The sequence below is a fragment of the Psychrosphaera sp. HA2-10 genome, from assembly GCF_055693745.1.
The window spans coordinates 1,024,820-1,036,831 of sequence record NZ_CM146341.1 but is presented as its reverse complement, the minus strand read 5'-3'; the positions used below and the strand labels follow the sequence as shown (position 1 = coordinate 1,036,831).

The 12,012-nt window shown below is 38.3% G+C and carries 10 protein-coding genes; 4 read left to right on the top strand and 6 right to left on the bottom strand.

Annotated features, from left to right (window positions below; genetic code table 11):
- Positions 1–33: 33 nt before the first annotated feature.
- Together ACZ1GV_RS04780 and ACZ1GV_RS04775 are read right to left on the bottom strand one after the other, a co-directional pair.
- Positions 34–906, bottom strand: coding sequence for an MBL fold metallo-hydrolase (locus ACZ1GV_RS04780; protein ID WP_472675468.1), 873 nt, complete (start codon positions 904–906; stop codon positions 34–36).
- Positions 907–1,010: 104 nt separating this feature from the next.
- Positions 1,011–2,276: an OmpA family protein gene (locus ACZ1GV_RS04775; RefSeq protein ID WP_472675467.1), complete on the bottom strand. Its 1,266-nt coding sequence runs from the start codon at positions 2,274–2,276 to the stop codon at positions 1,011–1,013.
- 205 nt (positions 2,277–2,481) lie between these two features.
- Between ACZ1GV_RS04775 and ACZ1GV_RS04770 the strand changes: the two genes are divergently transcribed.
- Positions 2,482–3,762: a TMEM143 family protein gene (locus tag ACZ1GV_RS04770; RefSeq protein WP_472675866.1), complete on the top strand. Its 1,281-nt coding sequence runs from the start codon at positions 2,482–2,484 to the stop codon at positions 3,760–3,762.
- A gap of 66 nt (positions 3,763–3,828) precedes the next feature.
- On the opposite strand, the gene ACZ1GV_RS04765 is transcribed toward ACZ1GV_RS04770, so the two are convergent.
- Entirely contained in the window at positions 3,829–4,530 is a 702-nt protein-coding gene (locus ACZ1GV_RS04765) for a CPBP family intramembrane glutamic endopeptidase (protein ID WP_472675466.1), read from the bottom strand.
- A gap of 137 nt (positions 4,531–4,667) precedes the next feature.
- Between ACZ1GV_RS04765 and ACZ1GV_RS04760 the strand changes: the two genes are divergently transcribed.
- Positions 4,668–5,585 (top strand): LysR family transcriptional regulator, encoded by a 918-nt coding sequence (locus ACZ1GV_RS04760; RefSeq protein ID WP_472675465.1) that lies wholly within the window; start codon positions 4,668–4,670, stop codon positions 5,583–5,585.
- Positions 5,586–5,691: 106 nt separating this feature from the next.
- On the opposite strand, the gene ACZ1GV_RS04755 is transcribed toward ACZ1GV_RS04760, so the two are convergent.
- The 3 genes from ACZ1GV_RS04755 to ACZ1GV_RS04745 form a co-directional block, all read right to left on the bottom strand.
- The gene (locus tag ACZ1GV_RS04755) at positions 5,692–7,413 is read right to left on the bottom strand and encodes a diguanylate cyclase (protein ID WP_472675464.1); all 1,722 of its coding nucleotides are present in this window, start codon (positions 7,411–7,413) and stop codon (positions 5,692–5,694) included.
- A gap of 207 nt (positions 7,414–7,620) precedes the next feature.
- Complete coding sequence (locus ACZ1GV_RS04750; RefSeq protein WP_472675463.1) at positions 7,621–8,208, bottom strand: outer membrane beta-barrel protein; 588 nt, start codon at positions 8,206–8,208, stop codon at positions 7,621–7,623.
- 540 nt (positions 8,209–8,748) lie between these two features.
- On the bottom strand, positions 8,749–9,639 hold the full coding sequence (locus ACZ1GV_RS04745; protein WP_472675865.1) for a LysR family transcriptional regulator: 891 nt from the start codon (positions 9,637–9,639) through the stop codon (positions 8,749–8,751).
- Between the two features lie 126 nt (positions 9,640–9,765).
- Between ACZ1GV_RS04745 and ACZ1GV_RS04740 the strand changes: the two genes are divergently transcribed.
- Positions 9,766–10,752 carry a zinc-dependent alcohol dehydrogenase family protein gene (locus ACZ1GV_RS04740; protein WP_472675462.1) on the top strand — a complete coding sequence of 329 codons (987 nt, stop codon included), beginning with the start codon at positions 9,766–9,768 and terminating at the stop codon, positions 10,750–10,752.
- 363 nt (positions 10,753–11,115) lie between these two features.
- Positions 11,116–11,919: an SDR family NAD(P)-dependent oxidoreductase gene (locus ACZ1GV_RS04735; protein WP_472675461.1), complete on the top strand. Its 804-nt coding sequence runs from the start codon at positions 11,116–11,118 to the stop codon at positions 11,917–11,919.
- Positions 11,920–12,012: the final 93 nt, after the last annotated feature.

Genomic DNA, 12,012 nt, shown 5'->3' with positions numbered 1-12,012 from the left:
AAAAAATCAGGCAGTATTAGTTAACAAGTTTAATTAAAGCTGATTTAGTGGGATTTTTAGGTAGCGAGTTCCATTGTCTTCTTTTGGTGGCTCTTCACCTGCACGTATATTCAACTGAATAGAAGGAAGGATTAGTCTTGGCATTGCTAAGCCTTTGTCTCTTGTTTCACGCATTTCAATAAACTGCTCTTTTGAAATACCATCGTGTACGTGCTTATTTGACTCTTTTTGCTCTTTGACTGAAACATGACTGCGATGACTTCGACCTTCAGTTGGGTAGTCATGACAAACATAAATTAAAGTATCTTCAGGCTTTGATAAAAGCAGTTTAATAGAGTCGAACAATTGAGACGCACTGCCACCTGGGAAGTCACATCGTGCTGTACCGACGTCTGGCATAAAAATCGTATCGCCAACAAACATGACTTCGTTTTCTAATACATAAACAAGATCTGCAGGTGTATGCCCTGGAGTATGCATGACAGAAATGTGCAACTGGCCTAGCGTGATAACATCGTCATTGTCAAAAAGCTGATCAAACTGACAGCCATTGGGTAGGAACTCTTTTTCTAAATTAAAAAGTGTCTTAAACGTGTCTTGAACTTTAGTGATGTGTCTACCAATTCCAATTTTTGCACCGTATTTTCTCTTAAAGTAAGGCGCTCCAGAAATATGGTCCGCATGAGCGTGCGTTTCTAAAGCCCACTCTAATGTAAGTTTATTGGAATCTATATATTCTGCGATTTGCTCAACACTCTTCTCAGACGTGCGTCCAGACTTGTAATCAAAATCAAGAACCGGATCAATCACTGCCGCTTTTTTTGTTGTCTTATCAAAGACTACATAACTAAAGGTTTCACTGTCTTCATCCAAAAACTCTTTAATCGTATATATGCTGTTGCTCATAAAGTATGTCCTTAATTCCAAAATAAGATTTTAGGCGTAAACGATACAAGCAACCACTATATTAGAAAGTACTAAAATAATAAAATACTAATTAGCCTTAATACTTAGTCTTTTAATAACGGCATGCGTACTTTAGATTGAATATACACTTCCATACGACGGTTTTTATTTGCGTCATCGCTTACTAATTCAGTTTCACCCTTACCTACAGCATTGATAACTGAAGGGTCAATTCCGAAACGTTTAGTTAAAAACGAAGCCACTGACTGTGCACGTTGTAACGATAGTTTTTGATTATAAGCCGCTGGTCCAGAAGCAGATGTGTGGCCAACAACGTTAAGCGTATCTACTTTATACTCTTTGATAAAGGCCGCTAAATCCGCCAACTCTCCATAATAACGTTCATTGATTTCAGAGCTGTTATTGGCGTATAAGATCACAACTCTTTTATCTACTGGCTGAACGACATATTGCGAACAACCATCTTGATCAACAATGTGCTTAATTGGCGTGTCCGCGCACTTGTCTTTGTCGTCATAAACACCATCACCGTCTGTATCTACTGGCTTTGATACTGGAGTAGGCGCAGCTTTAGCAACTGGAGCCGGCGCTACAACTGGAGCTTCGTTAACAACTGCCGCTGGTTTTGCTTTAACGGGCTGATAAGTTGGTCCCTTGTCGTCAAAGAAGTAACGAAAACCTACAGATACAACGTTAACGTCATCATCTTGTAACGGAATATGTTGATAGCTAACATAAGCTTGAGTGTTGTAATTGATGTGGTAGCCAACTTCACCGCCTAACCATATACCTGAGTCAGATCTTTTTTCTGCGTTTGGATTTACAATAGTTACGCCCGACAGCTCCGAGGATATGGCATCCATTTCCCAGTCATAATAACCAAGCTTACCCGTTAACGTGAAGCCATCTTCTAAAGGTATAGTGCCAAGTACACTAATTGATATCCCGTCAGCAGTTTCTGGATAAACACGTTCAGATAAAACGTAGTAAGACTGTAAATTAGTCGCAGTTCCAGAGAAACTCGCTGCGCGGTCACCTAAGTCTTGATATCCACCCTCGACACTAAAATATTCATTAAAGCGATAACCAACAAACAAACTATAACTGGTGTCGATTCTATCAATCTCACTTGAGTTTGTGCTTAAACCTGAGCTTGAGTATAGGGAATCTAAATTTTGTGAGGATACATCCGTTTTAGCTTGCCCTAATTGACCACCAACATAAAAACCAAGAGCATATGGCCAATTATTGTCTTGTTGTTGCGTTTCAGCTGCATTAGCGTTTAAAGCTAAGCCGGTTAGTAGTGCAATTGTAAGTTTGGAAAATGGTATTTGTTTTCCTAATTTCATTTTTAATTCCTTTGTTTTTTAACCGAAAATTACGCAATGACGCAAAACAACATCGATATCACTTTGATTTAGAAGTATCAGACTTATCATGAGGCAAGCTGTTACTTTGGTCAACTTTAAGGGACACAACTTTGAGTAAATTTTGTTATTGAGTTAACTGCCAACTTAATTACAATGTAATCAACCTCGAATGACGAGAATAATAATGCCGGCCGATCGATTTATTCCTTTTAGAAAACAAGACATTGTTGAGATGTGTCGTAAAGAATTACCAAATTCACATGACAGTGACTCTTTTAAACAATTTAGCGACTTGCTTTCAAGTTATATTCATTTTGATTATCACAGTGTTTTAGAGTCGCTTAAAAATGATTATGCGCCTTTTGATCCCAACGCCGATACCAGATTATTAAATGCGTTAAGCGATGAACAAAAGCGACAATGCCAGCAGTCTTTTGCCACTAACTTTGCCAATGTTTTAAATGCCGCCAATTATGAAAAGATCACAGAACAAGACCTACAAGATGCATTAACGGAAGAGTCGTTGTTTAAAGTTCGCTTGGAAGTTGAATTTGAAGAATTTGAGCAAGTGGTCTTTTACCGACGCGGTGAGTCTCAAAAAAGTGAAACACTTAGATCGTTTTTTGGCTTACGTAAACAACTTATTGAATTCACTAATTACGACCGAGTTGCAGTTTTCATTACTTTAAAAGACGCCTCTCATTTTAGCAAAAAGAACAAAGCTCCTGTTGGTTTTGAACCAGGATCAACAATAATCAAACTGTTTCAAAACGTACCTAAAGCAGACTTAGAAATGCTATTTCCTAATAGTGAAGTTAGGATGCGTCGCATCGACAAAATCCTAATTGGTGCATCTGCAGCGGTTGGTGGTTCTGTTGTTTTAGCGACTAAATTAGGCCCAACATTACTGTTACTTGCTGCCCTTTTTGGTTTTTGGCTTGGCCTAAAAGACACGCCCGTTCAATTGACTAAACAACACTTGCTTACTATCGGCATGGGTTTCGGCGTATTAGGCGGTTTCATTTTCAAAGAATGGAGCAAATTCAAGAACCGTAAAATCAAATTTATGAAAGCCTTATCTGATAATTTATACTTTAAAAACTTGGATAATAACGCTGGCGTTTTTCATACTCTTATTGACTCAGCAGAAGAAGAAGACGTAAAAGAAGCTCTGCTCGCCTATACTTTTTTACTAAAGAACCCTGCTGGCCTAAACGCAGCTGAATTAGATAAAACCATTGAAAACTGGTTTGAGCAAACCCACAAATGCAAACTGGATTTTGAAATTGAAGATGCGCTCGATAAATTGGAACGCATGGAGCTAGTGAGTAAAAGCGTTAACTTTACTAAAGACACCGTCGCCGATGAGCAGCAAGCTATTTTTGTTGCTAAGCCTCTCAAGGAAGCTAAGCAACAACTTGATAAAAAGTGGGATAATATTTTTAGTTACAACATTGACGGTTAGTTTGAATTTCACGAACATTTAGTTCATAACTTACCTAACAAACCTGAAGTTGGTATTTAGCTTAAGTCATGCTTTTCGGTTTTCGCCAAACACAATATACGCCATAGCACCGCCATACATATCAACCAATACATGTAACAGAATTGGCACTAACAATGACTCCGTAGCTAAATAAATCAATGCCATGATTAAACCAAGTACCGCAGTGCGGATCACGTGAATAGGCCCTTGGTAAATATGAGGCAAACCAAATAAAACACTAGAAATAATGACCGCTCCATAAGTCGGTAAATAATCACCTAGTGCTTGTATTAAATAACCTCGAAATAGAATTTCCTCACAAATTCCAGCACTAATAGAAACACCATACATAAACCAACGATACTCTTTAGGATTAGCTGGTAAAAACCACTGAATGTAAGCCATTTGAGACTTTAAAGCCTGTTGCTCTTTGTCGTCCTTTTTAAGTTTTTGTAGTGAATAATAAAAATACCCTGCCAACAAAAAAACAAGAAATAATCCTAGAAGGTTTGCCCAGTCCCACTTAAAAACAAATCCAATATTATCTAAAGCAAGGCCGTTGCCAGCGCCACTCTGAAATACAACAAACATAAGCACGAGAACAGGCAGCCATAGCATTACAATGGTACTGCCATAAACTGTTATGCGTTTCTCTGGACTAGACAAGACCAGCCTTTTATCGCTCTCCCAAGTGAAGTAGATATAAACTGGGTACAAAAAAAAGTAGCTCCACAATAAATATTCCATAAATTTCTCTTTGTTTTTAAATCAGGGTTGAAATTGAATCTCCATAGTACCTTTCAAAAACAATAAACAAATACTATTATAGTTTTAAACAACCAAACCAAAAGTTTATAAATGATGTTTGAAAAAGGTGTTTATAAATGATGTTTAAAACAGAAACTCTCATTGCCTTTGTACTTGTAGCAAAACACCGTAGCTTCACATTAGCGGCTGAAGAACAGCAACAAACCCCCATGGCAATCAGCAAACAAGTTTCGCAGCTTGAGCAACGCTTAGGCTCCGCCTTATTTGAACGCACTACACGTAAGGTCAACTTAACGCAATTTGGTCAATCGTTTTTGATCAAAGCAAACAACATACTTAAGCAACATGAAGCACTTCAAGACTGGCTAGAATCACAAAATGGTGAATTTACTGGCTCGTTGAAGATATTAAGCCAAGATATTCAGACTTATGAAGAAACGATTTTTCCCTGGTTAGCAGAGTTCAACCAGTTGTACCCTGATATTGAGTTATCGTTTGATGTGCAAGAAAACGCGATTGATATTGAACAAAATCCCAACGACATCTACTGGGGCGTCGCTGAATACCTGGGCCAAAATCATCCAGGATTAAAAAGACGTTCTTTATGGAAAACGAAGTTGGGGATATTTGCGTCACCTGAATATTTAGCAAAGCATGGAATGCCTCAAATACCAGCAGACCTGCGTGAACATCACATGATAAGTCATACTCATTCAAAACCAGATAATGCCCTTGCCGTTAACCAAAAGCCCAACAGCGCGCAAATAGAAATGGAGTTTGAACTGCTAAAGGCCCCAATTAAAACAGTGGCTTGTCATTCTAAACTTGCCATTGATGGATTAGGATTGATTAATGCGCTTCACGACAACCAAGACATAAAACAAGCGGTTCAAAATAACCAGCTTGTTCCTGTTTTAGCTGATTATTGGTATCAAAACGCAGAGATTTATCTTTATTATCATAATGTAAAAATAGAACAGCCTAAGGTAAGAGCATTTATAGACTTTTTCTTATCTAAAAGAGCACTTTGGTAAATATATACTCTTTGGTTCACCGCTTATCAAAAGTACATTTTACAGAGGTACTTAGCTCGTTTCCAAAGTCTGAGCTCAAGCATTGATATTCCATTTAATGGTATCTTCATGATACCTCAGGTGATAATTCATCTATTGAAACCACCTGATTTCGACCTGTTTTTTTAGCCTGATATAATGACTCATCCGCTCGTTTTACTAACTCTTCAAAGCTAATTTTATCAGCGGTACCAGTAGCGACACCAACACTTATAGTGATCTTAGAAAAGTCATTTACATTATTTTCATCAAAATAACGCCGCATCTCCTCCGCTAAACTTTTTGCTTGCGCTATGTCAGTATCTGGTAAAAATACAAGAAATTCCTCTCCTCCCCAGCGAAGGATAATATCAGAAACTCGCAGTCGTTTTTTTAGAGCACGTGCAACATGTTTAAGTACGTCATCACCTACTACGTGACCAAACTCATCATTAATCCGCTTAAACCAGTCCAAATCTATTAACAAGATTGACATTTTACTCTGCTGGCGATCACCTAGTTTCCATACAGGATATACAAGTTCATTTAAAGCTCGGCGGTTATACAAACTAGTGAGTGGATCTATTCTGGCATAATGTTCTGCTGTTAGCCGAGCGTCGTACGCCACTTTAAAGTTAAACCCAAATGATACAGACAACAAAGACATCTCCAAAAGCATGCCTATTTCTATGCCTCTAAACGCCCACTGCGTATAAGGGAAAAGGCCCCATGTCGTCATGCTCGAAATAAAAGCACCGCACGTTCCCATTAATACTGCAGGCACAAAAAATTTAGCTAACGGATTGCCGTTTTTATAAGAATAATAGCCAATGACTAACATCCAAACGGCCATCGTAGAAAGGATGACAAGCTGCACCATGACGGCAAAAGAAATACTACCAACAAATAGCATAATGCAGCCTATGGCGGCCAGCGGTCCGTATATAAAGTGGCGGTAGGAATATAATCTTGGCAAGTATTTTTTAATCTGCAGATATTCAATCGTAAACAAAACGCCTGAACATATATAAACAAACATCAACAGGGGCATTAACCATTGTTGTTTCAAAACATCTGCAGGCCAGAGCAACCAAAAGCCATGCCCAGTGTAGGTAAAGTTAAAAGCGGTGAATGAAAACAGATAAAAAGAATATAAGCAGTACCTCAACTCTTTAGAGTATGCATAAAGAACTAGGTTGTAGATCAATAAAATAATTAACGCACCGTATAACGCACCATAAAAATAAGCATTTTTTTGCTCAAACTTATCGACGCTCTCCGTATCACCAAGATAGACAGGTATGGTCATAGGATCGGCTGATTTAAATCGAATTAGGACATTAGTCACACCTGGTTTGAAGGTATAAACCACTGATGGCATTCGCTTTTGACGTTCGCGACTAATAAACGCTGCAGTATCACCAAGCTTTACACTTTTTGCTAAAGCACCTTGCTCATAAAAGAAAACGTCAATTTCATCTAACCAGGCATTATCAATTTTAACAATTAAGGGTTCTGCGTTGTCAGTCGAATTTGTAACAGGCAATACCGCCCATATCGTACTGTCTGTGAATCCAAAGCTAACCTGATTTTTGTCATTTTTTGAAAAACTACCGAGCTTAAATTCTGTAAATGCCTCATCTATGCTCAATAACTGTTTGTGATCTTTTAGAAGGTAGAGTTCAGAGTTTACAAGCTCTGTGTCAGTAATAGTAGAGAGTGTTTTAGCAACCGCAACATTGGAAAGTACGACGAGCAATACTAGCCATATTCTAAAAAGTGGTTGATAAATCGTTTTCAATGAATTCACAGTCTCATTTGAAGTGATATTGTCAGCCCCGTATGGTTCACGGCGCGTTAAGCCCTATTGGTATTAGCTTTCCATAAATTGATTATAAAAGATACAAGATAATGATATTTTTTGTCAGTTACATTTTTACTTTTTGGAAAGAAAAACGCCTGCCAAAAGTGCAGGCGCTTCATTCAGATGAATTGCGTTACATAATATTTAGTTCAATTAAAAGAACATGATTACAGCAGCGCTTATTCCGTCTGTATCTTCGCCACTTTGATAACCAAGTGATGCAGAAAACTTATCATTAAAGTGGAAAACACCTTTCACACCAAAACCGACTTCCGATTCATCTGCAACATCTACGTAGCTAATAGAGCCCATTAGTTCAAATTGCTCGTTTAATAAAGAGCGAACACCACCTTCAAGGCCAAAGCCACTCTCACTAGCATCGCTTGACGTACCAAAACCAGATACGTCAGCGGTGTAGTCTACGAATGAAACAACACCAAAAAAGTCAGTATCGTTTGAAAGTGCATAACGATAACCTGCGCCTAGAGAAAGAGTACTTACTTCCAGATCAATCGTACTTCCAAATACCGTCATGTCGTCAGATACTGATACGTAGCTACCTGTTAAAAATACATTTTCATTTAATAGCTTTGTGCCAGAAACGCCAAAGCCAGCAAACTTTGACCCGTCTAAATCTAGAGACTCGTAAGACGCAGAAACGCTATCCCAACGGACCTTATCTGCAGCTTGCGCTGAACCCATAGCTAATAACAAAGCCGATGCCACTAATAATTTTTTCATTGTTGTTCTCCATGCCCATTTAAAAATAGTCAGTACGTCGAGCATATGTACTGACACTTCATAATATTGTGAGCGAACAAGTTAATCCATTGATAAATTTATAAAAAGCATTACTCTTAGAAAGTATGTAACAAAATATTTCTAGTATTAGACTTGAACACGTATGCCCGCATTGACAAGATTTTCGAGCTTTAACGAAGACGTTAATTTAATGCTTCTGTCTGAATTTATTTTGCTTAAACCATCCGCAACCTCTTGAGTATTGAATAGCTTCAAAATCCATCCTGGCATACCTTTAGCACTTGTAGAGTTTGCATTAATAATAACGCTTGTGTAACTTTTGCCTTCGAGTCTAGCAATAGAAAAATGCAGTTGTTTACACGCTCTAACTAAAAATAGCTTTTGAGAATCCAGTTATGCATGTAAATAAAAACAAAGTTGTAAAAAGTAACTTACTAGTTTTCATTTATATTATTATTGTGAAGTTTGATAGATGAAAAATACGTGGGCAGATGCTGAGGATTTTCAGGTTAATACACGTCACTCCCAGTAAGGGGTATCTCCAAAATATTCAGTAAAGTAATCGATAAAGGCTCTAACTTTTGGGGCAAGTAACCTAGAGCTAGGATAAACAGCCCAAATGGCAGTGTCAGTAGCAATAGGATAATCGCTGAGTATTTGGATGAGCTCTCCATTTTCAAGGTGTTTATACACACTCCATTTAGAGCTTATGGTAACCCCTAAACCATTAATACAGGCATCTCTTACCGCTTCTCCGTTGTCGGTTCTCAAATTACCTTTAACTTTAATATTTACTTGTCCTTGTGGGGTATGAAACGCCCAGTCCTCCAAGCCTATTAAGGTTATACATTGATGCAAATTTAGCTCTTCGGGAGATTTTGGCTCTCCATTTTTGGCTAAATATGTTGGCGATGAACACAATATCCTTTTGTCTGGTGCTAATTTTCGCGCAATTAAACTCGAATCCTTCAAGGCCGAGTTACGAACGGCAATATCAAATCCACCTTCAACTAGATCGACAATGGTATCAGAGAGCTTTAAATCAACATTCAAGTCAGGGTATAAGGCCAGAAAGTTGGTTAGCGCAGGTAATATATGCATGCGTCCAAATGAAGCTGGAGCAGCAACACGTAATGTTCCTCTGGGGAACGCATTACCCGCTCCGACAGATGCTCGCGCTGCTTCAACACTAGAGAGCACATCTTCAGCGTGTGGAAGAAAAGCTTTGCCTTCTTCTGTAAGTGATACCTTTCGTGTCGTTCGGTGAATTAACCTTACACCTAATTCTGCTTCTAATTTATTGATATGACTACTAGCTACTGCTGGAGATAATCTTAACTCGCTTCCCGCTAAGCTAATGTTATGCGTCGCTGCAATTCTGATAAAAAGTTTAAGGTGTTCAATGTTCATCATTATCAATGAAATCTATAAAGTAATTCTTTATTTAAGTCTATTATCAAAATAATAAATAGTAAATATACTGACTTCATTAAATGACATCTATTAGTTAACGACCTAATCAATAAGGTAAACCTCATGAAAGCAATGATCATTAAAAGTTTTGGCGGTTCGGAAGTATTTGAAGTTACAGATGTAGCAAAGCCACAAATTAAAGCAGGACATGTTTTAGTTAAAATTAAAGCGAGTAGTGTAAACACGGTAGATACCATGATACGCCAGATGGGTGATGATTTGCCTCTCGCTCCCCCATTACCTGCCGTTTTAGGAATGGACTTTGCAGGAATCGTAGAAGCTGTAGGCACAGGTGTTACTCAGTTTTCAGTGGGGGATGAAGTCTATGGTTGTGCGGGTGGATTAGCCGATTTACCAGGCACTTTGGCAGAATACATAGTGGCTGATGCAAATTTAGTCGCTAGGAAAGCAAAAAACTTAAGCATGCGCGAAGCTGCTGCCATTCCTTTGGTCGGTATTACCGCATACGAAGGCTTAATGCGTGCTAATACCGGTAAAGGTCAAAATTTACTGGTACATGGCGGGTCAGGTGGAGTAGGACATATTGCTATTCAACTAGCTAACTACATGGGTGCTAATGTTTTTGCCACAGGTGGTGGTGACAAACAACTTGCATTAATTAAAGAGCTTGGCGCAAAAGGGATAAATTACAAAAGCGAAACAGTTGAAGAATATGTTGCTAAACATACTGCCAGTGCTGGTTTCGATGTGGTATTTGATTCTGTTGGGGGCGAAAATATGACTAATTCATTTAACGCAGCAGCGCTAAATGGTCAAGTTGTCTCAACGGTTGCTATGGTGGAATTAGATTTAAGTGTGGCGCATTTCAAAGGCCTATCATTGCATGTCGTATTCATGTTGATCCCAATGCTACATAACTATAAACGTGAAACTCATGCGCTAATTCTAAATAAATTAACTGAAATTGCAGAAGCTGGTGCCTTGCGACCCGTAATAGATGAAAACACCTTTTGCTTAGAACAAGCAGGTCAGGCACACGATCGTCTTTCAAGTGGTCAAGGCATGGGTAAAGTAGTAGTCGAAATTTAAATAATTTTTAATATTAGAAGCACCATATTGAAAATACTGGTTGGCTTACATCTGCTAAGCCAACACAAATATTTCAAATGGAAGCTAGTCTGTCTATTTGTGTAAACGCCATTGTGTATTAGCTTCACATTAGCTAGTTGACGCTTTGCCAGATGACCTTTAACCCATATTAACCAAACTGCCTAAAGTTGGTACTCGGCATCTTATTACTTATCTAAAGTCGTTAGAAAGCATAGGCATAAATCACGTTGCACTTAACTTACGATTTAATCAACTAAATGTACCGGCAACGTTAAAGCGTATTGCTGATGAGGTATTACCTAATTTTACTAGGTAACTTTGACTATTTTAAGGAACAAGAACATGAAAAAAACCATCCTAATCACCGGGGCAACTGACGGCATTGGCTTAGAAACTGCGAAAATTTTGGCAGCTGATGGGCATGATTTATTGATACATGGACGTAATCTTGAAAAATTAGACTCAGTTAAAAGCCTTTTGGCTGCCACACCAAATGCAGGCAACATTAACAGCTATTTAGCGGATTTATCTGTTTTTTCTGATGTGTACAAACTTGTAGATAATATTAAGCATGAACATAAAAATATTGATGTACTGATCAATAACGCGGGTGTATTTAAGACCAAAAACTCAATGACACTCGACGGACTAGATGTGCGCTTTGTAGTAAACACTATTTCGCCATACATTTTGGCTAAGAAACTTTTAGTTTTACTGGGAAATTCAGGGCGAATTATCAACCTTTCTTCTGCAGCTCAATCGCCGGTAAATATCCTGGCATTGCTTGGAAAAACAAAACTGAGTGATATGGAAGCCTATGCTCAAAGCAAATTGGCCATTACCATGTGGAGCAAAACTCTTGGCGACAAACTGGACGGCAAAGGACCAACAGTTATTGCCGTTAATCCTGGGTCTTTGCTTGCCTCACAGATGGTGAAAGAAGGCTTTGGGGTTGAGGGGCATGATTTAAGTATTGGCGCGGATATATTAAAACGTTTGGCATTAGAAGAAGGTATTTCTGAACATTCTGGCCAATATTTTGATAACGACCGTGGTCATTTTTCTCAACCACACCCAGATGGATTAAACCTAAAAAAATCTGAAGAAGTTGTAGAAGCAATAAAGACTATTATCAATAAGGGCTAAATTTCTATCTTAAATAATGCCCATTACGTTATCGTAAAATTAAGCTAATGCTTACGCTTTGCCGGGCAATTGCTAACTATTTTGTTCTAATTA

Coding starts and splice junctions, on each gene's coding strand:
- ACZ1GV_RS04780 (WP_472675468.1), bottom strand. CDS start 906: ATGAGCAACAGCATATATACGATTAAAGAGTTTTTGGATGAAGACAGT.
- ACZ1GV_RS04775 (WP_472675467.1), bottom strand. CDS start 2,276: ATGAAATTAGGAAAACAAATACCATTTTCCAAACTTACAATTGCACTA.
- ACZ1GV_RS04770 (WP_472675866.1), top strand. CDS start 2,482: ATGCCGGCCGATCGATTTATTCCTTTTAGAAAACAAGACATTGTTGAG.
- ACZ1GV_RS04765 (WP_472675466.1), bottom strand. CDS start 4,530: ATGGAATATTTATTGTGGAGCTACTTTTTTTTGTACCCAGTTTATATC.
- ACZ1GV_RS04760 (WP_472675465.1), top strand. CDS start 4,668: ATGATGTTTAAAACAGAAACTCTCATTGCCTTTGTACTTGTAGCAAAA.
- ACZ1GV_RS04750 (WP_472675463.1), bottom strand. CDS start 8,208: ATGAAAAAATTATTAGTGGCATCGGCTTTGTTATTAGCTATGGGTTCA.
- ACZ1GV_RS04745 (WP_472675865.1), bottom strand. CDS start 9,639: ATGAACATTGAACACCTTAAACTTTTTATCAGAATTGCAGCGACGCAT.
- ACZ1GV_RS04740 (WP_472675462.1), top strand. CDS start 9,766: ATGAAAGCAATGATCATTAAAAGTTTTGGCGGTTCGGAAGTATTTGAA.
- ACZ1GV_RS04735 (WP_472675461.1), top strand. CDS start 11,116: ATGAAAAAAACCATCCTAATCACCGGGGCAACTGACGGCATTGGCTTA.